At 57.5% G+C, this 21887-nt stretch carries 19 protein-coding genes; 6 read left to right on the top strand and 13 right to left on the bottom strand.

Features of this window, described 5'->3' with window-relative positions:
* Positions 1-163 precede the first annotated feature (163 nt).
* The 4 genes from aceA to AC22G1_RS04750 form a co-directional block, all read right to left on the bottom strand.
* Complete coding sequence (gene aceA, locus AC22G1_RS04765; protein WP_487315750.1) at positions 164-1483, bottom strand: isocitrate lyase; 1320 nt, start codon at positions 1481-1483, stop codon at positions 164-166.
* A 15-nt stretch (positions 1484-1498) separates the two neighbouring features.
* Positions 1499-3076 carry a malate synthase A gene (gene aceB / locus AC22G1_RS04760; protein WP_487315749.1) on the bottom strand — a complete coding sequence of 526 codons (1578 nt, stop codon included), beginning with the start codon at positions 3074-3076 and terminating at the stop codon, positions 1499-1501.
* 513 nt (positions 3077-3589) lie between these two features.
* On the bottom strand, positions 3590-4498 hold the full coding sequence (locus AC22G1_RS04755) for a hydrogen peroxide-inducible genes activator (RefSeq protein WP_487315748.1): 909 nt from the start codon (positions 4496-4498) through the stop codon (positions 3590-3592).
* A gap of 294 nt (positions 4499-4792) precedes the next feature.
* Positions 4793-4993, bottom strand: coding sequence for a hypothetical protein (locus AC22G1_RS04750; protein WP_050657217.1), 201 nt, complete (start codon positions 4991-4993; stop codon positions 4793-4795).
* Positions 4994-5053: 60 nt separating this feature from the next.
* Here AC22G1_RS04750 and AC22G1_RS04745 point away from each other — a divergent pair, with 60 nt between their 5' ends.
* Together AC22G1_RS04745 and ppk2 are read left to right on the top strand one after the other, a co-directional pair.
* Positions 5054-5506, top strand: coding sequence for an EVE domain-containing protein (locus tag AC22G1_RS04745; RefSeq protein WP_487315747.1), 453 nt, complete (start codon positions 5054-5056; stop codon positions 5504-5506).
* The gene (gene ppk2 / locus AC22G1_RS04740; protein WP_487315746.1) at positions 5503-6264 is read left to right on the top strand and encodes a polyphosphate kinase 2; all 762 of its coding nucleotides are present in this window, start codon (positions 5503-5505) and stop codon (positions 6262-6264) included. The genes AC22G1_RS04745 and ppk2 overlap by 4 nt, the downstream gene beginning before the upstream one ends.
* A 23-nt stretch (positions 6265-6287) precedes the next feature.
* Here ppk2 and phoU read toward each other — a convergent pair whose 3' ends face one another.
* Genes phoU through AC22G1_RS04720 form a run of 4 tightly spaced genes read right to left on the bottom strand, consistent with a single transcriptional unit; the run spans position 6288 to position 11741 of the window.
* The gene (phoU, locus tag AC22G1_RS04735) at positions 6288-7001 is read right to left on the bottom strand and encodes a phosphate signaling complex protein PhoU (RefSeq protein WP_487315745.1); all 714 of its coding nucleotides are present in this window, start codon (positions 6999-7001) and stop codon (positions 6288-6290) included.
* A gap of 9 nt (positions 7002-7010) precedes the next feature.
* Entirely contained in the window at positions 7011-7811 is an 801-nt protein-coding gene (pstB, locus tag AC22G1_RS04730; RefSeq protein ID WP_336391513.1) for a phosphate ABC transporter ATP-binding protein PstB, read from the bottom strand.
* A 37-nt stretch (positions 7812-7848) separates the two neighbouring features.
* A complete protein-coding gene (pstA, locus tag AC22G1_RS04725) occupies positions 7849-9504 on the bottom strand; it encodes a phosphate ABC transporter permease PstA (protein WP_487315744.1) in 1656 nt (551 codons plus the stop codon).
* Between the two features lie 17 nt (positions 9505-9521).
* The gene (locus tag AC22G1_RS04720; RefSeq protein WP_487315743.1) at positions 9522-11741 is read right to left on the bottom strand and encodes an ABC transporter permease subunit; all 2220 of its coding nucleotides are present in this window, start codon (positions 11739-11741) and stop codon (positions 9522-9524) included.
* 188 nt (positions 11742-11929) lie between these two features.
* Between AC22G1_RS04720 and AC22G1_RS04715 the strand changes: the two genes are divergently transcribed.
* The 3 genes from AC22G1_RS04715 to ppx are packed head-to-tail and all read left to right on the top strand — an operon-like array spanning position 11930 to position 16014.
* Complete coding sequence (locus tag AC22G1_RS04715) at positions 11930-12388, top strand: glycine cleavage system transcriptional repressor (protein ID WP_487315742.1); 459 nt, start codon at positions 11930-11932, stop codon at positions 12386-12388.
* 54 nt (positions 12389-12442) lie between these two features.
* Complete coding sequence (ppk1, locus tag AC22G1_RS04710) at positions 12443-14524, top strand: polyphosphate kinase 1 (RefSeq protein WP_487315741.1); 2082 nt, start codon at positions 12443-12445, stop codon at positions 14522-14524.
* Entirely contained in the window at positions 14521-16014 is a 1494-nt protein-coding gene (gene ppx / locus AC22G1_RS04705; protein WP_487315740.1) for an exopolyphosphatase, read from the top strand. The genes ppk1 and ppx overlap by 4 nt, the downstream gene beginning before the upstream one ends.
* 27 nt (positions 16015-16041) lie before the next feature.
* Here the strand turns inward: ppx and AC22G1_RS04700 are convergent, their stop codons facing one another.
* From AC22G1_RS04700 to AC22G1_RS04690, 3 genes are read right to left on the bottom strand one after another with little or no spacing between them, the layout of a single operon-like run.
* Positions 16042-17091 carry a DUF2955 domain-containing protein gene (locus tag AC22G1_RS04700; protein WP_487315739.1) on the bottom strand — a complete coding sequence of 350 codons (1050 nt, stop codon included), beginning with the start codon at positions 17089-17091 and terminating at the stop codon, positions 16042-16044.
* Complete coding sequence (locus AC22G1_RS04695; protein ID WP_487315738.1) at positions 17081-18148, bottom strand: HlyD family secretion protein; 1068 nt, start codon at positions 18146-18148, stop codon at positions 17081-17083. The genes AC22G1_RS04700 and AC22G1_RS04695 overlap by 11 nt, the downstream gene beginning before the upstream one ends.
* Complete coding sequence (locus AC22G1_RS04690; RefSeq protein ID WP_487315737.1) at positions 18145-18585, bottom strand: MarR family transcriptional regulator; 441 nt, start codon at positions 18583-18585, stop codon at positions 18145-18147. Before AC22G1_RS04690 ends, AC22G1_RS04695 begins: the two co-directional genes overlap by 4 nt.
* Positions 18586-18727: 142 nt before the next feature.
* On the opposite strand from AC22G1_RS04690, the gene AC22G1_RS04685 reads away from it, so the two are divergent.
* Positions 18728-19498 carry an arylamine N-acetyltransferase family protein gene (locus AC22G1_RS04685; protein WP_487315736.1) on the top strand — a complete coding sequence of 257 codons (771 nt, stop codon included), beginning with the start codon at positions 18728-18730 and terminating at the stop codon, positions 19496-19498.
* A 25-nt stretch (positions 19499-19523) separates the two neighbouring features.
* Here AC22G1_RS04685 and AC22G1_RS04680 read toward each other — a convergent pair whose 3' ends face one another.
* Together AC22G1_RS04680 and phoR are read right to left on the bottom strand one after the other, a co-directional pair.
* Positions 19524-20495: a PstS family phosphate ABC transporter substrate-binding protein gene (locus tag AC22G1_RS04680; RefSeq protein ID WP_487315735.1), complete on the bottom strand. Its 972-nt coding sequence runs from the start codon at positions 20493-20495 to the stop codon at positions 19524-19526.
* A gap of 72 nt (positions 20496-20567) precedes the next feature.
* The gene (gene phoR, locus AC22G1_RS04675; protein WP_487315734.1) at positions 20568-21884 is read right to left on the bottom strand and encodes a phosphate regulon sensor histidine kinase PhoR; all 1317 of its coding nucleotides are present in this window, start codon (positions 21882-21884) and stop codon (positions 20568-20570) included.
* Positions 21885-21887 lie beyond the last annotated feature (3 nt).

The raw sequence follows: 21887 nt of genomic DNA, 5'->3' as shown, positions 1-21887 counted from the left end.
TACCTTGCAGGCAAGAAGCCAAAGCGCCAGGCCGTTACAAGGTATCTGGTAACTAGCCTGGCCAATGAAACTTAAGAAAGACTTAAGCGACGATTTAATCGCCTGAATCGGCAAATAAAAAAGGCGGCCAAGGCCGCCAAACGCTTAGGAACTACTGTGGTGCTCAATGGAACTGGTCTTCTTCTGTGGACCCTTTAAGGGCAGTTACCGAGGACTGGCCGCCCTGAATAACAGTGGTCATGTCATCGAAGTAGCCGGTGCCCACTTCTTGCTGGTGAGCCACGAAGGTGTAGCCTCGCTCGGCGGCGGCAAACTCCGCTTCCTGCATCTTCACGTAGGCCGACATGTCGTTGCGGGCATAGTCGTAGGCCAGGTTGAACATGTTGAACCACATGTTGTGGATACCGGCCAGGGTAATGAACTGGAACTTGTAACCCATGGCCGACAGCTCGCGCTGGAACTTGGCGATGGTGGCGTCGTCCAGGTTCTTCTTCCAGTTAAAGGACGGCGAGCAGTTGTAGGCCAGCAGTTTGCCAGGGAACTTGGCATGGATAGCCTCGGCAAAGCGGCGCGCCTCGTCCAGATCCGGCTTGGCGGTTTCGCACCACAACAGATCGGCATAAGGGGCGTAGGCCAGGCCACGGGCAATGGCTTGCTCGATACCGGCACGTACCCGGTAGAAGCCTTCGCTGGTGCGTTCACCGGTAACAAAGGGCTTGTCGTAGTCGTCGCAGTCGCTGGTGATAAGGTCAGCGGCGTTGGCGTCGGTACGGGCCAGCACTATGGTGGGCACGCCGGCTACATCAGCCGCCAGGCGGGCGGAGATGAGCTTTTGCACCGCTTCTTGGGTGGGCACCAAAACCTTGCCGCCCATGTGGCCGCATTTTTTGACAGACGCCAGTTGGTCTTCAAAGTGCACGCCAGCGGCGCCCGCTTCAATCATCGACTTCATCAGCTCGTAGGCGTTCAGCACGCCGCCAAAGCCCGCTTCGGCGTCGGCAACGATAGGGGCGAAGTAGTCGATGTAGCCGTCATCGCCGGGGTTCTTGCCTTTTTGCCATTGAATTTGGTCGGCGCGGCGAAAGGCGTTGTTGATGCGGGTGACCACCGCTGGCACCGAGTCTACCGGGTACAGGGACTGATCGGGGTACATGGACTGGTAGCTGTTGTTATCCGCCGCCACCTGCCAGCCAGACAGATAAATCGCCTGGATACCGGCCTTGACCTGTTGCACTGCCTGGCCACCGGTCAGGGCGCCCATGGCGTTAACGAAATCCTTCTCGGGGCGAAAGCTCGGGCGGGCCCCTTCATTCACCAGCGCCCAGAGTTTCTCGGCGCCCAGACGGGCCAGGGTGCTTTCGGGCTGAACGGAGCCGCGAAGGCGCACCACATCCTCGGCACTGTAGGTACGTTCAATACCTTTCCAGCGGGGATTTTCGGCCCAGTCCTGTTTCAGGGCATCGATTTGCTGTTGACGAGTCATGGGTTGGTCCTTCTGTCAGTCGATTAAGGTGTAACCGGGTTCAGTCAAAAAAGGCACGAAGCTGTCGGATACGGTGATCCGGGTCAGCAGCTGCGCCGCCTCGCGAAAACGCCCGCTCTCAAAGCGCTCGCTGCCAAGCTCTTCGCTTACCTGTGCCATTTCTTCCTTCAAAAAACGGGTAAAGAGTTCAGCGGTAACCTTCTGGCCGCCGGCCAGGCTCTTGCCATGGCGCAGCCATTGCCAGATGGAGGCCCGGCAGATCTCGGCGGTGGCGGCGTCTTCCATCAGGCCGTAGATGGGTACGCAGCCGTTGCCGCCGATCCAGGCCTCGATGTACTGCAATGCCACCCGAATATTGGTGCGCATCCCCGCCTCGGTACGCTCGCCCTCGCAAGGGGCCAGCAGGTCAGCGGCATTGATGGGGTCGTCCCCATCCCGGCTGACATCCAGCTGATTGGGTTTATCGCCAAGGTACTGGTCGAACACCGCCAGCGCGGTTTCGGCCAGGCCTGGGTGCGCTATCCAGGTGCCGTCGTGGCCGTTACGGGCCTCCAGCTCTTTGTCCTGGCGCACCTTGTTCAGCACCCACTGGTTGCGGTCGGCTTCCTTGGACGGAATAAAGGCCGCCATGCCGCCCATGGCCAGGGCGCCGCGTTTATGGCAGGTGCGAATAAGCAGCCGCGAGTAGGCACTCAAAAAAGGCTGGTCCATAGTGACCACCTGGCGGTCTGGCAGTACCCGGTCGGGGTGATTACCCAGGGTTTTGATGTAGCTGAAGATGTAATCCCAGCGGCCGCAGTTGAGCGCCACGATATGGTCTTTGAGTTCGAAGAGGATCTCGTCCATCTCAAACACCGCCGGCAGGGTTTCAATCAGTACCGTGGCCTTGATGGTGCCGCGCTCAAGGCCAAAGCGGTCTTCGGTAAAAGAGAACACCTGGCTCCAAAAGCGCGCCTCCAGGTGGCTTTGCAGCTTGGGCAGGTAGAAGTACGGGCCAGAGCCGTTTTCCAGCAGCCGCTTATGGTTGTGGAAGAAATACAAAGCAAAGTCCCATAGGCAGCCCGGCACAACCTTGCCATTGAAGGTGACGTGCTTTTCCGGCAGGTGCAGGCCACGCACCCGGCAGATCAGCACCGCAGGCTGCTCGTTCAGGCTGTAGTACTTACCCGATTGCGGATCGGTGTAGGAGATGGTGCGATCGAGTGCATCACGCAGGTTTACCTGCCCTTGCATCACCGCCGGCCAAGTTGGCGACAAAGAATCCTCGAAGTCGGCCATAAACACCTTGGTGCCGGCATTGAGGGCATTGATCACCATCTTGCGCTCGGTAGGCCCGGTTATCTCGACACGGCGGTCTTTAAGGGCGGCCGGGATACCGCGGATCTGCCACTGCCCTTCGCGGATGCCTTGGGTCTGGGGCAAAAAGTCGGGCAGCTGCCCTTCGTCAAACTGGCGCTGACGTTGGTTACGGGCCTCAAGCAAGGCTGGCACCTTGTCTGCGAACGCCGACATCAACTCCTGGATCCAGCCCTGAGCCGATTCACTCAGCAGCTGCTTTTGCTCGCCAGTCAGGCCGTTTTGCACCTTCAGCATTCCGCCTCCAATTACATTTGAAATGTAGCAACCACAAACAAGGGATTCCTGAAACCGTTTGCAGTTGCCTAAAACCTGCCAAAAACACTGAGACATTTTTCAACGTCAATCAACAACAAAATTTAAACAACAGCAAATGTAAAATACAAACTATTGATTTTAAATGACTTTTTAATATTAAAAATTTAGAGCTTAAGCACTAATTGGTATTACCAAATAACCTTTATTATCTGATTAGCCACTTTCAACACGGAAAGTAAAAATGAAAGTAAAATGAAATATTTTTACAAAAAGAGAAAAGCCAAAAATACCGAAGACAAACAAAAACCTATTAAATCAATAAGTTGATGTTTAACGGGTTTTCTCGGCCACATGGCCATCTGGAAGGCAGGACAAAAAAAGCGAAAGTTGAGAGGATGAGTGTAAGAGAAGTACAAGATATGGCGGCCAGACAGCCGCTCAAACAAAACGCCGGCACAAGGCCGGCGTTTGGGGTGTTGAGGTAAAGCGAGCTTACAGTAGAGACTCGGGCAGCTCTTTGGCGATCAGCTCCCCTAAGCGCCGGTAGGTACGGATGCGGCTGGAGGTTTGGCGCCATACCAGGCCGATTTCGCGATAGGCGTTTTCATCAGCCATGCGGCTGGCCACCAGATCGGTGCCGGTCAGAATGCCGGCATCGATGGCCAACTGCGGCAAGAAAGTAGTGCCCAGCTTGGCGTTAACCATCTGCACCAGGGTGTGGAGGCTGGTAGCGGCAAAGGGGTTTATCTTGGTGGAGTCGGTCAAGTGACAGGCGCTGACGGCGTGATCGGTCAGGCAGTGCTCCTTTTCCAGCAAGAACACGCTGCGGTCCGGCAGTTTTTTCGGGTCTGGGTCCTGGCCCCACTTTTCAAACAGTTCCTTGTGCATCACCTGGCTGAAGGGGTCCTTGCCCAGGCGCATGGTGTGAAAGCCCTTGGTGTCTACCGGCAGGGCCAGCAAGATCAAGTCCAGCTCGCCGCGCTCCAGCATGGCCAGCAGGTTCTGGGTGGTGTCTTCCCGCAGCAGCAGCTTGAGCTCCGGATAGGCGTCATTGGCCTGGGTCACCACCTTGGAAAGCAGGAAAGGCGCGATGGTGGGAATACAGCCCAGGCGCACTTCCCCGCTCATGGGCGAAGCCTGGTTTTGCACGAACTCCACCAGATCGCGGGTGTGATTAACGATATCGCGGGCGCGGTTAATGGCTTCAAGGCCAGTTGCGGTAAACAGGAACGACTTGTTGTCCCGCTCAATCAGCTGGCAGCCCAACTGCTCTTCAAGGTTTTGAATACCGGCAGAAAGGGTGGATTGGGAGACATTGCAGGCCTTGGCGGCACGGTTGAAGTTCTGATGTTCTTCCAGTGCCAGCAAGTAGGTCAGATTCTTGATGCTCGGCAATCTCATAATAGGGGGTTCCGATTAAAGTCATCACTTTTCTTCGCTTCGATGATAGTGCATTCGGCGCGTAGACTGTAGCGGTTTTCTCAAGAGGCGAGTGATTTGCCGTTATGGCCCGTCGTCTCCTGAACCAAACATCTCCCTTTTATTCCTGTCCTTGAAATTGCACAGCTTGCCGGGTTTATCCCGGCTTTTTTTTGCCTGTCCGAAAGTAATGAGAAAAATCACGGATAAAAAAACAAGTAGCCAAGGCTACTTGTGAAGAGGGTTCGTATTGGGGGAAATCTCGCTGTCTTTCGCTTAGTCCTCACAGTCCCACATCATGCTTTCATCCAGCACCAGACCGGGGTCAAGCTGGGATACATGGGCGATGGTGGTATGGCTGTGGTCAAGATCGCGGATAGTAACCATTTCGTCCTTTTCACTTATCGCGATGATACGTCCAATGCCGTTGAGGCGCTTGTAGAACATACCAACGGATAAATCGTCCTTACTAACCATGGAAGCTCCTCCTGTGTGTTGCTAGGCTGCCACTAAAAACTATGGCACAGGGAATTTGATATGCCCCATTGGTTGATGAAAACCGAGCCGGATCTGTTTTCTATTCGTGATCTATTCAGGCAAAAAACCAGTCCTTGGGACGGTGTGCGTAACTATCAGGCCCGAAATTTCATGGATCAGATGCGCCTTGGCGACACTGTGTTTATCTATCACTCCAGCTGCAAGGACGTGGGTATTGCCGGTATTGGCGAAGTCGTCAGAGAAAGCTACCCCGACGTCAGCCAGTTTGATGAAAAAAGCCCTTACTTCGATGCCAAATCCGATCCAGCCAAACCGCGCTGGCGCCGAGTGGACATCGGCTTTGTCGAAGCTTGGCCGGCGGTACTGCCCCTGGCCAGGCTCAAAAGCGACCCGGCGCTGAGTGACATGGCCCTGGTGCAAAAAGGCAGCCGCCTTTCAGTGATGCCGGTTACCGAGCAGCAATGGCAGTACATTCTGGGGCTAAAACCATGAAAAAAGACAAATACCTGGAGGCGTTAGCGCCTTTGCAAAAAGAGCTGGTGGCATTGCAGCAGTGGATCCAGGACCAGGGCCTGAGGGTAATAGTGGTGTTTGAGGGGCGCGACGCTGCCGGTAAGGGCGGCATCATCAAAACCATTACTGCCAACCTCAACCCTCGCCATGTAAAAGTGGCGGCTCTTGGGGTGCCCACGGAGCGGGAAGAGGGCCAGTGGTATTTCCAGCGCTACGTGGCGCACCTGCCGGCAAAAGGGGAAATGGTGCTGTTCGACCGCTCCTGGTACAACCGCGCCGGGGTAGAAAAGGTGATGGGCTTTTGCAGCGAGCAGCAATACGAGGATTTTCTCAGCGCCTGCCCTACCTTTGAAAAACTGCTGGTGGACGACGGCATCGTTCTTATCAAGTATTGGCTTAACGTCTCGCCAGATGAGCAGCAAAAGCGTTTTCAGGCCCGCCTGGATAGCCCCCTTAAACGCTGGAAGTTCTCACAAATGGACTTGGAAGGGCGCGAGCGCTGGCAGGCCTACGCCCATGCACGCGACCGCATGTTCAAGGACACCGACAGCCGCCACTGCCCCTGGTTTATCGTCGATGCCAACGACAAGAAAAAGGCGCGCCTTAACTGCATCAGCCACCTGCTGAGCCAACTGCCCTACCGCCCGCCGCATTACCCAGAAGTGACGTTGGGTGAAGTCAAAGGCAAGGAACTAGCCCCAGACAAAGACTGCAACTGGGTACCAGAGCGGTACTGAAAAGGCGCCCTTAGGCGCCTTTTTTATTGGCCTTTGATGTCCATTTCAAAGTCGGCCCGGGCGATATGGCGCACGTCCTTGCCTTTGACGAAATAGATAATGTATTCGCAGATGTTTTGGCAGCGGTCACCGATACGCTCCAGGGCGCGTGCGGCCCACATCACTTCAATGACCTTGGGGATGGAACGGGGATCTTCCATCATGTAGGTCATCAATTCCCGAAACAGCGACTCATACTCCCGGTCAACCCGTACGTCTTCGGCGTGCAGCGTCAGGGCGGCGTCAACGTCCATGCGGGCAAAGGCGTCCAGGGTGTCGCGCACCATCTTCAGCACGTGATAGGCCATGGACTCGAGGCTCACCAGCAGGGTCATGTGGGAGCTTTCGTAGCTGCCAAGGGCAATTTTGGCGATGCGCTCAGCGGTGTCACCTATGCGCTCCAAGTCGGCAATGGTCTTGATAATGGCAATCACCAGGCGAAGGTCTGACGCTGCCGGCTGGCGCTTGGCAATGATACGGGTGCATTCCTCGTCGATGGCCACTTCCATGGCATTCACTTGGCGGTCACCCTCTACTACCTTTTCAGCCAGGTTGCCGTCGCGGTCGTGCACGGCGCGAATGGCGTCGTCCAGCTGCTTTTCCACCAGGCCGCCCATGGTCAGCACCATGTTGCGCACATGCTCCAGCTCATGGTTGAACTGGCCGGAGATGTGCCGTGAAAGGTTCATGTTGTCCATCTTGGCTCCTTAACCGTAACGACCCGTGATGTAATCTTCGGTCTTTTTCTTCATCGGCTTGGTGAAAATGCTGTTGGTGTCGGCGTACTCGATAAGCTCGCCCAGGTACATAAAGGCGGTTTGGTCTGAAACCCGGGCCGCCTGCTGCATATTGTGGGTGACGATCACCACCGTGAACTGCTTTTTCAAATCGTTGATCAGCTCTTCGATGGTGAGGGTGGAAATAGGGTCAAGGGCCGAGGTGGGTTCGTCCAGCAGCAGCACTTCGGGCTCGATGGCGATGGCGCGGGCGATCACCAGGCGCTGCTGCTGGCCACCGGAAAGGCCAAAGGCATTGTCATGCAGCCGGTCTTTCACCTCGTCCCACAGCGCCGCCCCCTTGAGGGATTTTTCCACCGCTTCGTCCAGCACTCGCCTGTCGTTAATGCCTTGCAGGCGAAGGCCATACACCACGTTCTCGTAAATGGATTTGGGGAAAGGGTTGGGGCGCTGGAACACCATGCCAACCTGGCGGCGCAGCGCTGCCACATCCACCCCTTTGGCGTAGACATTATTGCCATTAAGGGCAATGGCGCCCTCCACCCGGCAGCCATCCACCAGATCGTTCATCCGGTTGATGCAGCGCAGCAAGGTGGACTTACCGCAACCAGACGGCCCGATAAAGGCGGTGACCTGGCGCTTGGGAATGGCCATGGAAATATCAAACAGCGCCTGCTTCTGGCCGTAGTAAAGGCTCAGGGCGTCGATAGTCAGAGCGGTTTTGTCGGCAGGCAGCCGGTTCAAGTCCAGCTTCTGCTCGTTAGGGGTCATGTCGGGTCTGATGGAGATCATGGGTTACCCCTTAAGCTTAGTGTTCCAGCGACCGGAATTTTTCCCGCAAGTGATTGCGAATTCCGATAGCGGTGATGTTCAAGGTCATGATGACGGTGACCAGCAAAAATGCCGTGGCGTAGACCAGGGGCCGGGCCGCCTCGACATTGGGGCTTTGAAAGCCCACATCGTAGATATGAAAGCCAAGATGCATGAACTTGCGATCAAGGTGCACAAAGGGAAAGTTGGCGTCCACCGGCAAGGTCGGCGCCAGTTTCACCACCCCCACCAGCATCAGCGGCGCCACTTCCCCGGCGGCGCGGGCTACCGCCAGAATAAGGCCGGTCATGATGGCGGGGCTGGCCATGGGAATAACAATGCGCCACAGGGTCTCGGCCTTGGTGGCCCCCAGCGCCAAGGAGCCCTGGCGCAGGCTCGACGGAATGCGGGTCAGGCCCTCTTCGGTGGAGACGATAACCACCGGCAAGGTAAGAATGGCCAGGGTCAGGGCCGACCACAGCACCCCAGGGGTGCCGAAGGTGGGGGTGGGCAGCGCTTCGGGGAAGAACAGTTTGTCGATGTTCGAGCCCATGAAGTACACAAAAAAGCCCAGGCCAAACACCCCGTAGACAATAGACGGAACACCGGCCAGGTTGATGACCGCGATGCGGATGATTTTGGTGGCGACGTTTTTGCCGGCGTATTCGTGCAGGTAAATGGCGGCAATGACCCCAAAGGGGGTGACGATAACCGACATCAGCAGCACCATGAACACAGTACCAAAGATGGCCGGGAACACCCCGCCTTCGGTATTGGCCTCGCGGGGCGCGTCAGAAACAAAATGCCAAAGCCCACTGAAGTAGCGGCCAATCTTTTGGCCGGTAGACATGTCGTTGGGGTAGGTTACATCCAGCACCTTGGCCAGAGGCAAGCGCACCGATTTGCCCCCCATCATCTGCACCGTCACAAAGCTCTTGTCCATGGCGCCGCGTAGGGCAAACAGGGATTTCTCCATGCCCTGATATTGCTGGTGCAGTGCGTCACGGGCGCCGGCGAGCTCGGCTTTGGCTCTGTCATCGAGCTTGCCGTCCAGCGCCAAGCGCCGCTCTTTTAAGCGAAGCTTTTCCAACTCGAAGTTCACCCGGCCAATATCGCGGCTTTGCAGGGTTTGGGCCTCGGCGCGCAGCGCATCAACCTTGGCAATCTCACCCGCCAGAGCCGCCTTCAGAGGCTCACCGGAAATGGTCTTACCATTAACGTCCAGCTGCTCGACAAAGCCATAGAAGTTGCCGTTTTCTTCGCGCTCCAATACCGCAATGCCCTTGGGGTGGCTCTGGGTAATAACGTCTGGCGCCAGCAGGGTGCGAAAATCCAGGCCCAACTGGTCACGGTTACCGGTTTTGATGAGGTAACGGGTCACATCAGCGTCAGGGGCAAGGCCCTCAAGCTTGATGCCGCTGTTGCGAAGGCGCTCCACCGGCACCTGTTCGCGGTCATAAATCTCCCCGATCACCTGCTGGGCGGTGCCGTCAGCTTGGCGCACTTCGAACTGGTACACATCGGCAGGCCAGAAGTAGGTCAAGCCACGCCAGGCGATAAGCAGTAGCAGCCCGATCACCGAGATAAGGCTGATGCTGACAGCCCCGGCGGTCATCCAGATCCACGGCGAGCCTGATTTGAACCATGTCTTCATACCGGTCCTCACGACGGTTACAGGGAGCTATAGCGTTCACGCAGCCGCTGGCGGATAAACTCGGCCACGGTGTTGAACAAAAAGGTAAAGATAAAGAGCACGAAAGCGGCCAGGAACAGCACTCGGTAATGGGAGCTGCCCACTTCTGACTCGCCCATCTCCACGGCGATGTTGGCCGACAAGGTGCGCATGCCCTCAAAGATGTTCCAGTCCATGACCGGGGTGTTGCCGGTAGCCATCAGCACAATCATGGTTTCGCCCACGGCGCGGCCAAGGCCCATCATCACCGCCGAGAAAATACCGGGGCTGGCGGTAAGCAGCACCACCCGGGTAAGGGTCTGCCAGGGAGTGGCGCCAAGGGCCAGCGAGCCTTGCGTCAGATGCTTGGGTACCGAGAACACCGCGTCTTCGGCGATGGTAAAAATGGTAGGAATAACCGCAAAGCCCATGGCAATGCCCACCACCAGGGCGTTGCGCTGGTCAAAGTCCATGCCCAACACATTGGTGAGATAAAGGCGGGTGTCGCCCCCAAACAGCCAGTGTTCCAGCACCGGGCTGAGCGCCATGGTGCCGTAGCCCACCAACACCAGCGGCGGCACCAGCACCAGGGCATGCCAGCCCTCAGGCACCTTGTGGCGAAGCTTTTGCGGCAAGCGCTGCCACAGCACCGCCACCAGCAGCATGGTAAGCGGCAGCATAATCAACAGCGCGACGATGCCCGGCAGGTGCTCTTCCACCAACGGCGCTAGCCAAAGGCCGGCCAAAAAGCCGAGGATAACCGTCGGCAGCGCTTCCATGATCTCCACCGTCGGCTTGATAAAGCGGCGCATGCCAGCAGACATGAAATAAGCAGTGTAGATGGCGCCCGCCAATGCCAGGGGCGTGGCGAACAGCATGGCGTAAAAGGCGGCCTTGATGGTGCCAAAAGCCAGGGGGGCAAGACTCAACTTGGGCTCAAAATCGTCAGAACCCGAGGTGGACTGCCAGACGTAATCCGGGGCCTGATACCCCTCGTACCACACCTTCTGCCACAGCGCCTTGAAGCTCACTTCCGGGTGCTGGTTATCCACCTTAAAAAAATGCAGCGCTTTATCGTCGCTTACCAGCAGGCCGTTGGCCCTTGGGGCGTAAGCCATATCACCGGCGGCGCCCGGCAGGGTTAAATCTGCCAGCTCTACCTCAGAGGTGGCATGAAAAAGCGCCACCTTGCCTTGGCTACCGGCTGCCACAAAGCCCTTACGATTAAACTCCCCCGCCAGCGCCACCACCGATTGGCCCAGCTTGAAGTCGCGGATATGGGCAAAATGGCGGCCGTTGCTCCCGACCACCTCAAACCACTGGCTGATGGTGCCGTTACGGGTACCGGCCAAAATGGAGTTGGCGCCGGACAAAAACGCCAGGGCCGTCACCGGGTTTTTGGCATCGGCCAAATCCAGCACCTGGGTCAGGGAGGCGTGCTCGGGGTCACGAATGTCGTACACCACCAGCTGCGAGCCAGCCAGGGCGTAAATCTGGCGAAGGTTGGGGTTTACCCGCAGCGCGCTCAGTACCCGGCCATCGGTGGCCAGCTCCAGGCGGCTTTGCTGCCATTCCCTCTCGCCGGTCAGAAAGTTTTCTTCGGCGCTAAGGCGGGTCAGCCACAACCGGCCGGTATCACCAAGGGCGAGGATCACGGCGCCGTCAGAGCGGTATTCAAAACCCAGGGCTTTTATGGTGCGCCCGGCCGGCAGCACCTCGATGGCGTCTTCTCCTAGGGGATACGCCAGGGCCGGGGTGGTTTGCCGGCCCTTGTCGCCATAGCTGACGTTAAAACTGGGTTTGATGACCTTCACGCTGTTGCCGCCTGTGGCGACGGCGTAGCTTTGCTGTACCGGCAAGGTAGCGGCAATGGCTGACACAGCGCCGCCCAAGTTGAAGGCTTTGAGGGTTTTACCGGCCTCGGCGCCTTTGACGGCAAAAAAGTCCAGCTCGCCGGTGTCGCTGATGCGATAGCCAAGGCTGTTTTGCTCATCCAGGCCCAACGCCAAGGTACGGCCGGCGCCTTGCTGCCAACTGGCGTCCTGGGTGATTTCGGCGCCTTTGAACAGCGGCAAAATCACGTACAGCAGGTAAAAGAAGATCAACAACAAGGCAACCAGCACCATGACGCCGCCCAGAGTCACGCCATACTTGGCAAGGCGGTCTTTGATAAGACGCCTGCGATTGGCTGACAAGTGCACTGATTGCGCCTGCGACATGGTTACCTCAGGGGAAAAGTGAAGAGCGGAATTATATGGAAGTTTTATGACAGTTACGTTACAAGCCGCTGCCTTTACATAGGGGTGAGTAACTGCTAATTCTTTTTATAACAGTAACATAAGGAATACTTATGCGACACTTGGCTTTGTGTGTTTTCGGTCCCGACAAGCCCGGGATCGTCGAAAAGTTGTCCAGACTGGTATTTGAGCACCAGGGTAGCTGGTTTGGCGCCAGCCTGGCCCACCTGGCCGGCCGTTTTGCCGGTATTGTCGATGTCAAAATCCCCGAGGAGCACTACATCGCCTTTGCCGCCGCGCTCCAGGATATTGAAGATCTGGATATCCGCATTGCCGAAGGTGGCCTGCTGCCCCCGGCCAGCGCCGATGGCCATGACTGCCAGCTGAGCCTGGTGGCCAATGACCGCACCGGTATCGTCCACGAGCTGACCAGTACCCTCTCCAAGCTCGGGGTCAATATCGAGGAGATGACCACCAAGTGCCGCCCGGCCCACAATTACGGCGAGCTTTTTATCGCCAAGGCCCGGCTGCGGGTGCCCAAAGACGTAACCCATGAGCAGATCCGCGAGTTGCTGGAGGCCTGCGGTGACGACTGGATGCTGGAGCTGGATGAGCCAAGTGTCACATAACCGTCATATTGGAGACTCCCCTGCCCTCTAGAATGCGGGCAGTCACCAACCTTCATGGATTTGCTGTTGATGAGCGCTGTCGCCCCCTTTTTTGAAAAAGAACTGTCCTGGCTGTCATTTAATGAACGGGTATTGCAGGAGGCGGCAGACAAGTCGGTTCCCATTGTTGAGCGGATCCGCTTTTTGGGGATCTACTCCAACAACATGGACGAATTCTTCCGGGTGCGGGTAGCCGATGTACGCCGCCGCGCCCAGCATCACGAAGAAACGGGCCAAGACCCAGAGGCCCTGGTGCTGCTGGCCAAAATTCAGCAAAAGGTGATGGCGCTGCAAAGCCGTTTTGACGAGCTTTACCACGAGTGCATGATGGCCCTGGCCCGCTACCACATCGTGCTGGTGAACGAAAAGCAGCTCACCGACGCCCAAAAAGCCTGGGTAGACGATTACTTCCAGCAAAAGATTTTGCGCCACGTGGCCCCCATCATCATCCAAAAAGGGGTGGACCTGGTGGTCAGCCTCAAAGACGACGCCACCTACCTGGTGGTAGACATCAAAAATGGTGACGACAGCCAGTACGCCATGGTGGAAGTGCCCGCCACCTCGGTGCCCCGTTTCGTCAAGGTGCCGGACGACAGCCCCCGCCAGCGCACTACTCTCATCTTGCTCGACAACATTCTGCGCCTTTGCCTGACCCAGGTGTTCAAGGGCTTTTTCGAGTTCGACAGCCTCGCGGCCTACTCCATGAAGATGACCCGCGACGCCGATTACGAGCTGGAAGACGAAATATCCCTAAGCCTTCTGGAGCAAACCAGCCTTGGCCTAAAGCAGCGCCTTACCGCCGAGCCGGTACGCCTGGTGTACGACAGGGAAATGCCGCAACCGATGCTGGACATGCTGGTAAAAGAGCTTGGCATCTCCAACCTCGACGCCATGGTGCCGGGGGGCCGCTACCACAACTTCAAGGATTTCATCGCCTTCCCCAACGTGGGCCGCAAATACCTTGAAAGCGATAAGCTGCCGCCGCTCACCAGCCGCGCTTTTGCCAAGCACGACACCGTGTTCGACGCCATCAGCGCCGGCGACATCCTGGTCTATTACCCCTATTACAAGTTCCGCCACTTTACCGAGTTTGTCCGCCAGGCCGCCTTTGACCCCAAGGTCAAAACCATTCGCATCAACTTCTATCGCCTGGCCCGCAATTCGCGCATCGTCCAATCCCTTATTGACGCGGTCAACAACGGCAAACAGGTGCTGGCGGTGATTGAACTGAGGGCCCGCTTTGACGAAGCGGCCAATATCGAGTGGGCCCGCAAAATGACCGAAGCCGGCATTCGGGTGGCCTTTGGTATTCCGAGCCTGAAAGTGCACTGCAAACTGTGCGTGGTAGGGCGGGAAGAAAACGGCGAGATAAAGCGCTACGCCCATATCGGTACCGGCAACTTCCACGAGAAAACCGCCAAGATCTACACCGATTACAGCCTGTTCACCACTCACCCGGAGCTGACCCAGGAAGCCGAGAACGTCTTCGACTTCATCATCAACTCCTACAAAAGGTTCAAGTTCAATCACCTGTTGGTATCGCCGGTAAACGCCCGGCGGCGGCTGCTGGCCCTTATCGACCAGGAGATAGACAACGCCAAGAAGGGGCTGCCTGCGTCCATCACCTTCAAGATCAACAATCTGGTGGACAAAGAGATCAACCAACGCCTCTACCATGCCGGCCAGAGCGGAGTGAAAGTGCGGCTGATTGTGCGCGGCATGTGCTCGCTGCGCCCAGGGGTGCCGGGGCTGTCGGAGAACATCCAGGCCATCAGCATTGTTGGCCGCTTCCTCGAACACCCCCGGGTAATGGTGTTTCACAACAACGGCCAGCCCCAGGTATTTATCAGCTCGGCCGACCTGATGACCCGTAACCTCGACCACCGGGTTGAAGTAGGCACACCCATCCTTGACCCGGTGCTCAGGGACCGTATTCTCGACATGCTTGCCTTACATTTTCGTGACACCACCAAGGCACGGGTCCTGGACATGGACCAACAGAACCAGTACGTGCGGCGCGGCAATCGCCGTAAACTGCAATCCCAGGTGGCCATTTACGAATACCTTAAGCGTGTCGAAGAAGGAGACAACATTTGACAGAAGAGCAGGAAGTGCCGCTGGTTTGCGTGGATTTAGGGTCGAACTCCTTCCATCTACTAAAAGCCAGCCACTTTAAGGGCGCCTTTCGCATCCTCAACAAAGCCAAGGAGCGGGTGCGCCTTGCCGAAGGCTTAAGCGACAACTACGAACTGACCGACGCCGCCATGGCCAGGGGCCTCGATTGCCTGGCCAAGTTTCGCGAAATCATCGGCAACCTGCCGGCCAGCCGGGTCCGCACCGTGGCCACCTACACCCTGCGCCGCGCCTCCAACGGCGACGCCTTTTTAAAAGCCGCCAAGGCCGTGTACCCCTACCCCATCGAGGTGATCTCCGGGGCCGAGGAAGCGCGGCTTATCTACCACGGCGTGGCCCACACCCAGCCGGGCAACGACAGCCGCTTGGTGATGGACATCGGTGGCGGCTCTACCGAATTTATCATCGGCCGTGGCCTTGAAACCCGGCGCTTGGCGAGCCTTGGCATGGGCTGCGTCAGTTTCCAGCAGCGCTATTTTGAGGGCGGCAAACTCAGCGATTCGGCCTTCAATAAAGCCGAAACCGCCGCCGCCCAAGAGCTGGAAACCATCGAACAAAGCTACAAGGACGAGGGCTGGCAACAGGCCATTGGCTGCTCCGGCACCATTAAAGCAGTGCAGGCCTGCATTCAGGCCAAATGGCCGGGGGAAAGCGCCATCACCCTGAAAAAGCTCAAGGCGCTGCGTAAGATTTGCCAGCAGGCGGGCGACGTGGCCAAGCTCAAGCTGCCAGCGGTGAACGACGAGCGCATTCAGGTGTTCCCGGCTGGCCTTGCCATCCTTATCGCCTCCTTCAAAGCCCTGGGCATCGAGGCATTAACCTTCTCAGATGCCGCCCTTCGTGAAGGGCTGATGTTTCAAATGGCGCCAGGGGCCGGCCACCTGGACCCAAGAGACAGAACCACCCTCGCCCTTGCCGCCCAATACCATGTAGACAGGCCCCAGGCGATGCGGGTGCGCAGCAAGGCCATCAGGCTTTTTAGCCAAGTGAAAAAAGACCGCGAGCTCGAAGCCCTGCTGGGCTGGGCCGCCGAGCTGCACGAGGTGGGGCTGCAAATCAACTTTCACGGCATTCAGCGCCACTCGGCTTACATCCTTGAAAACAGCGACCTTATCGGTTTTAACCAAGAGCAGCAGCAACTGCTGGCCACCCTGGTGCGCTATTCCCGAAAAGGCCTCAAGCAGTTTTCTCTGCCCCGCTTCAACCTCTTTAACGACCAAGATGCGATGCTGATGCTAAGGGTGCTGCGCCTGTCGATACTGCTGCATCGGCGCCGCCAAAACCTGCGCCTGCCGGAGCTGACGCTGAGCCTCACCGACGACAAAACTCTGGTGTTGAGCTGTCCGGCCATCTGGCTTAAACGCCATGAATTGGTGAGCGCCGACCTGCACCAAGAAGTGCTCTACCAGGCCCAGGCCGGTTGGCCACTGGTAATAGATGCCCAGGGCGCTTAAAAACAAAGCCGGCAATTGCCGGCTTTGTTAATTGCGGGTGAGGTTAAAGCGGTTTAGCAGCCCATCGAGCAAATAGGCGAAGATCATCAGCACCGCCATGGCGCACACCACCGAGGTCAGCCGATAAGCGGTGCCATAGAGGATGTCTTTATCGGGCTGCATATACTGGCCAAAGAGGATGCCCACCGTGGTCAGGGCGCCAAAGCCAAGGCCAGAGCCGGCCCTCTCCACCAGGTGCAGCCTCGCTACCATCAGCACGGTGATAAACATGGCCACCGTCACCAGCAGCAGGTGGCTGATAAGGTCGTACATCAGTAGCTGCATTGCAATCGCCAGGGCGCAGCCATAGGCGACACCTTTACAACGCTTCCAGGCCGCAATCAGCGTGCCTTGGTAGGTCATGGGAAAAAGCACCAGCATGGTGGCCACCTGAGCCGACAGCGAGTCTTTAAGATCCAGGGTTTGGAACACCATGAACGACAAGGTGCCGAGGATGGCGCCCATAAAGGTACGGTGATTGATCTGTGAGGGGGTCAGAGCCTGCCGAGGCGGCATGGGCGCTGGCTCACCTTCGGGGATAAGCCAATAAAGCACTGCGGCCAGCACCACCGACAATATCGAGGCCAGGATGGTGGAAGCCACCATATCCATGATGTTGGTGTCTACGTAGCTCGAAAAGTGCAGCAGCGTCGACAAGGTCACCAGGCCGGTAGCCCCCAGCAAGAAATAGGGGGTACTGGCCATCAAGCGAAAGTGAAAGCAGTAAACCGCAAACACCCCCATGGTCATCAGCAGCGGATAGGGCTCAAAGAAGGTGTAAAGGAACCACACCTCCGCCACATTCATAAAGGCGCCAATCACAAACTGGGCGGCGATAAGGCGGTCAAACTTGGGCAACATCCCCAGCAGCAGCATCGGGAAGACGGTAAAGAACACCCCATAGGGCCAGCCCATCAGCTTGCAGATAAAAAAGCCGCCGCAACTGCCAAAAGCAATGCGCAGCAACCGGAGCTGCTCGGCGCTGGTTAGCTGACTTGAGGCGGCGGCAGTCGCTGCCGCCATCGGCTTAGTAGACATAATGGAGCAGGCTCACGATGTTCATCTGCAGCTTACCAACCCAGCGCAGCAGGCCGCTGTCGGTGCCGGTTAGCATCACCGTGGCGCGCGAGCCGGTGACCAAGGCTTGGGGCAGCTTGTTGTCATCGAGCTTCACGTAGATGCGGATGCGCTGGGCATCGCGCACCCAACGGTCGCTGTCGTCGGGTTGGGCCAATTGGCCATTGGGCGACAGCTGGCCCTGGGCAACACCGAGGTCGCGGCTGCTGAGCACCGCCGGGAAAACCTTGCCCGGCAAGGCGTCAAATACCACCCAGGCCGGCGCATCGGCAGCGACGTCCTTGAGGGTTTTTTCACGAAAATCGGCAGCAATGCGCTCACGGCCGGTTACCACCAGCGACAACAAAGACTGTTTGGCCTGGGCCTGGATACCAGACACCAGTTGCAGGTTGGATACCACGCCGTCTTCCGGGGCCCGCACCTCGGTGCGAGACAAATCCAGCCGCGCTTGGTCTAGCTGATTCTGGGCCTGTTGCAGGCGCAGGTTCTGATCGCCTTCGCCGCCCAGATCGATAGCGATAGCCCGGCGTTTTTCCTGGGCGGCCAAGAGCTGCGCGGCAGCGGCGTCTACATCGGTGGCCGCTTGGTCTACCTGTTGCTGGCTAACCAGTTTGCGCTGATGCAAGGCGCGCAGCCGTTTGAGTTCACGGCGCTTTTCAAGGTCTTCAGCTTTGGCCTCGGTAATGGCGGCATCGGCCTGGGCCAGCTGCGCCTTGAGGTTGTCGTTGGTTTGCTGGGCTTCACGCAGCGCCAGCTCAGCCTTTTGCACCGCTAGCTGGTAATCGCTCGGGTCAATGCGAAACAGCAGATCGCCAGCTTTGACAGCCTGGTTATTGGTGACATCCACTTCCACCACTTCCCCTGCCACCCGTGGCGCAATGGTCAGCACCGGGCGCTGCACCATGGCATGGGGGGTCATGGGGATGGCCATGTCGGCCATCAATACATAAGCAAGCACCAGCAGGAACACCACGCCAGCGCGGCGCATCCAACGGTTAAAATGCTTATCGGCGGTCATGATTTTTCTCCTTCGAGCACGGCTTGGGCATTGCCAATAACAATTTCGAGCATCTGGTGCATGGCTAGGCGCTGCTCACTGGAGAGGCCTTTGAGCAGCAGCTCCCGGCCCTCGGCAGCCACCAGCTCCATTTTGCTCAGCAGCTCTTTACCGGCCGGGGTAAACCAAACGGTGCGGCAGCGGGCATCATCGGGGGAGGGGCGACGCGCAATCAGGCCGGCTTCTTCGAGCTGCCCCAAGGTGCGCACCAAAGAGGGCTGCTCAACCCCAACATTGGCCGCCAGCACCGTCTGGGTGCAGCCTTCACCAACCTTATCGAGTACCAGCAGCGTGACCCAGCGGGTCTGGGTGAGGCCAAGCTCCGCCATGTAGCGGTCCACCACGGTGCGCCAGATAAGGCCGGCGCGGTTCATCAGCCAACCGAGGTTACGTTCCATAGCCCACTCCAATTACTTAGCATGCTAAGAATAATAGCATATAGTTAGCAGGCTAAACAATTAGTCAAAGCAAAACTAAAAAACCGGAACAATCCGAGCCAGGCAAAGCCATTATCATCATGGGGTTAGAAAAGGAGGCCTGATGCTCACATCCACCCAATTACAGCGTTACCTGGCCCGGCTGGGAGTTAGCCCGCGCTCATCCCTTGCCGATCTGCACTTGGCGCACCTTTATGCCCTGCCCTTTGAGAACCTGGATATCACCTTTAAAAGGCCCATAGTGCTGAGCCATGAGGCCATCCTTGCCAAGCTGCTTGATGAGCAACGCGGCGGCTTTTGCTACGAGCTCAACTACGGCTTTTATTGCCTGCTGCTAAGCCTCGGCTTTGAAACCACCTTGATACAGGCCAGGGTCTTTAACCCAAGCGGCGTACCGGGCCCCGACTTCGACCATTTACTGCTTAAGGTAAAAGAAGGCAGCAAGACGCTGCTGACAGACGTGGGCTTTGGTGACAGCTTCTTAGCGCCTTTGACGCTCGCCAGCGGCGAGCAACAGGACAGGGCCGGCGTTTTTACGCTCACCGCCCAACAAGAAAAATGGCTGATGCAAAGAGAGGGGAAAGCCGAGCTGCTGATAGACCCAAGGCCCAGGCAACTTCAGGCGTTTCAAGCCATGGCCGACTGGCACCAAAGCGCCGAGGCCTCGCCTTTTACCCGCAAGAGCATTTGCTCAAAGGCAACCGCCACCGGCCGCATTAGCCTGAGTGACAACACCTTGCTGGTGACAAAAGGCAAGACGCGCCAGCAATGGCCCATCAATAACGAAGCCCACTACCGCCAATTGCTGGCAGAGCACTTTGGCATCACGCTGCCCTTTGCCGACATCGCCCAGTGGCTGGCAAAGTGGCATTAAAAAAGCCGGGCAAGCCCGGCTTTTCTTACTCGATACCGAGCTTGGTTAATTCCCGCTTGGCAACAACAGCTGGCAGCGGTACGTAACCGTCTTTTTCCACCACTTGCTGGCCGGTCTTGGACAGCACCATTTTCACAAACTCGGCCTGCATTGGGTCCAGGGGTTTGTTGGGGTGCTTGTTGACGTAGATATAAAGGAAGCGCGACAGCGGATAGGCCCCTTTAACGGCATTTTGCGGGGTGGCATCAATGTAGGTTTTACCGCCATCTTTGGACAGCGGCACAGTGCGCACCCCGGAGGTTTTATAACCGATACCGGAATAACCGATGCCGTTAAGGGAGGTGCTGACTGACTGTACCACTGAGGCCGAGCCGGGCTGCTCGTTCACCGAGCTCTTGAAATCGCCCTTGCAGAGCGCTTCTTCCTTGAAGTAACCGTAGGTGCCAGACACCGAGTTACGGCCATAGAGCTGGATGTCACGCGCCGCCCAGTCGCCGGTCAGGCCCAGTTGGCCCCAACGGTCGATGGCGCCTTCGCCGCAGCGCAGGGTTGAAGAAAACACCCCGTCCACCTGCTCCATGGTCATGCCCTTGATGGGGTTGTCTTTATTGACGTAAACCGCCAAGGCATCAATAGCCACCCGGATCTCGGTAGGCTTGTAGCCATAGCGCTTTTCAAAGGCTTCAATCTCACCGGATTTCATCTGCCGGCTCATGGGGCCGAACTGGGCAGTGCCCTCGGTCAACGCCGGCGGCGCCGTGGAGGAACCGGCAGCCTGGATTTGAATATTGACGTTGGGGTACTGGCGCTTGAACTCTTCAGCCCAGAAAGTCATCAGGTTAGCCAGGGTATCGGAGCCCACTGACGACAGGTTGCCGGAGATCCCGGACACCTTTTTGTAGTCAGGCAGGTTGCGGTCCACGGCGGCAGCAGCGGACAGCGCGAAAGTGGTCAGGGCGGCGAACCCGATAACGCCAACCAGTTGCTTGATTTTCATAGCATCGCTCCTTTGAAGCGGTGTTAATAAAACGTTACCCGTGCAGTATCTGGCGCCTCAATGACACTTAGGTTACCCATTGATGACGCTCTGATGACCACTCACCAGCTCTTTGGGAATATCGAACCAAAAGGTGCTGCCCTTACCCAAAGTGGAGCGGATCTCCAGCCTGGAGCGATGGCGGCTCAGTACGTGCTTAACAATAGACAACCCCAAGCCCGAACCACCTGTATTGCGGCTACGGGCCTTATCCACCCGGTAGAAACGCTCGGTGATGCGCAGAATATGCTCAGGTGCGATGCCGTCACCGGTATCGGTAACAGAAAAGCGGGCGCGCCCATCAGGCAGCTTTTTCCAGCTCACCTCGATATTGCCGCCAGCCGGCGTGTAATGAATGGCATTGGCCACCAGGTTGGCAAAGGCCGAGGTCATCTGTTCGCTGTCACCCTGCATGTGCAGGTTGTCGATATCAAAGCGAATGCTGTGCTGCTTGTCGCTGTTGAGTGCCTGACTGTCAGACTCCAGCTTGTGCATCAGTGCTGGCACGTCCACATCACGGGGGGTTTCGGTTTCGCCGCGAGCTTCAAGGCGCGACAAAGCCAAAAGCTGCTCAACCAGGCTGTACATACGGCCTACCTGGTCGGTCATCATCTTGTGGGGTTTGCCCCAGGGGCCGGCGTCCAGGCGCGGATCGTCGCCGATCATCTCCAGATACCCACGTAGCACGGTCAGCGGCGTACGCAGCTCATGGGAGACGTTGGCCACAAAATCGCGGCGCATCTGCTCCAATTGCTGCAGACGAGTCACGTCCCTTGCCACCATCAGGGTTTCGTTGGCGGTATAGGGAATGACGCGGATCTCAACGCTGGCCATGGACTGGGCCGGTGACGGAATAATGAGGGGCTCCTGAAACTGCTGCTTCTTGATATAGGCAACAAATTCCGGGCGGCGCAGCAGGTTGTCGATACGCTGGCCGTTATCGTCAGGCCAACGCACACCAAGAATATGGGTGGCCAACTTGTTACACCAGACAATCTCGCGCTCTTCGTTGATCACCACCACCGCGTCAGGCAGGGCTTCGGTGCCTTCCCGAAACCGCTTGAGCAGGCGGCCAAGTTCTTTGCGGCGCTTGAGGTTTTTGCGCTGCAGGAAGTAGACGCCATCAAAGGCGAACTGCCAGGTGCCACTGCCCCTTGGCGGCGTAAACTGGCGACCGTCCCAAAGCCAGCGCACCAGCAAAAACAGCTGCCAGTAATGCCACAGCACCAGCGCCAGGGCGCCGATGAGCAAAACCAGCAAGGGGGCGCCAACAACCACCCCCACCACGGCCAAAATGGACCCATACAGAAGCAGGGTCCAGGCAAGACGCCACCAGGAAAAATGGTGCATTAA

The organism is Gallaecimonas zhanjiangensis (assembly GCF_057624825.1).
This window is presented reverse-complemented; position numbering and strand designations above follow the sequence as displayed.

Excerpts from the sequence above, each read along its gene's own strand:
- phoU (WP_487315745.1), bottom strand. The coding sequence starts at position 7,001 with ATGGACAACATGAACCTTTCACGGCACATCTCCGGCCAGTTCAACCAT.
- pstA (WP_487315744.1), bottom strand. The coding sequence starts at position 9,504 with ATGAAGACATGGTTCAAATCAGGCTCGCCGTGGATCTGGATGACCGCC.
- AC22G1_RS04700 (WP_487315739.1), bottom strand. The coding sequence starts at position 17,091 with ATGTCTACTAAGCCGATGGCGGCAGCGACTGCCGCCGCCTCAAGTCAG.
- ppk2 (WP_487315746.1), top strand. The coding sequence starts at position 5,503 with ATGAAAAAAGACAAATACCTGGAGGCGTTAGCGCCTTTGCAAAAAGAG.
- AC22G1_RS04685 (WP_487315736.1), top strand. The coding sequence starts at position 18,728 with ATGCTCACATCCACCCAATTACAGCGTTACCTGGCCCGGCTGGGAGTT.
- AC22G1_RS04695 (WP_487315738.1), bottom strand. The coding sequence starts at position 18,148 with ATGACCGCCGATAAGCATTTTAACCGTTGGATGCGCCGCGCTGGCGTG.
- AC22G1_RS04720 (WP_487315743.1), bottom strand. The coding sequence starts at position 11,741 with ATGTCGCAGGCGCAATCAGTGCACTTGTCAGCCAATCGCAGGCGTCTT.
- aceA (WP_487315750.1), bottom strand. The coding sequence starts at position 1,483 with ATGACTCGTCAACAGCAAATCGATGCCCTGAAACAGGACTGGGCCGAA.
- AC22G1_RS04755 (WP_487315748.1), bottom strand. The coding sequence starts at position 4,498 with ATGAGATTGCCGAGCATCAAGAATCTGACCTACTTGCTGGCACTGGAA.
- AC22G1_RS04745 (WP_487315747.1), top strand. The coding sequence starts at position 5,054 with ATGCCCCATTGGTTGATGAAAACCGAGCCGGATCTGTTTTCTATTCGT.
- aceB (WP_487315749.1), bottom strand. The coding sequence starts at position 3,076 with ATGCTGAAGGTGCAAAACGGCCTGACTGGCGAGCAAAAGCAGCTGCTG.
- AC22G1_RS04690 (WP_487315737.1), bottom strand. The coding sequence starts at position 18,585 with ATGGAACGTAACCTCGGTTGGCTGATGAACCGCGCCGGCCTTATCTGG.
- AC22G1_RS04750 (WP_050657217.1), bottom strand. The coding sequence starts at position 4,993 with ATGGTTAGTAAGGACGATTTATCCGTTGGTATGTTCTACAAGCGCCTC.
- ppk1 (WP_487315741.1), top strand. The coding sequence starts at position 12,443 with ATGGATTTGCTGTTGATGAGCGCTGTCGCCCCCTTTTTTGAAAAAGAA.
- pstB (WP_336391513.1), bottom strand. The coding sequence starts at position 7,811 with ATGACCCCTAACGAGCAGAAGCTGGACTTGAACCGGCTGCCTGCCGAC.
- AC22G1_RS04680 (WP_487315735.1), bottom strand. The coding sequence starts at position 20,495 with ATGAAAATCAAGCAACTGGTTGGCGTTATCGGGTTCGCCGCCCTGACC.
- phoR (WP_487315734.1), bottom strand. The coding sequence starts at position 21,884 with ATGCACCATTTTTCCTGGTGGCGTCTTGCCTGGACCCTGCTTCTGTAT.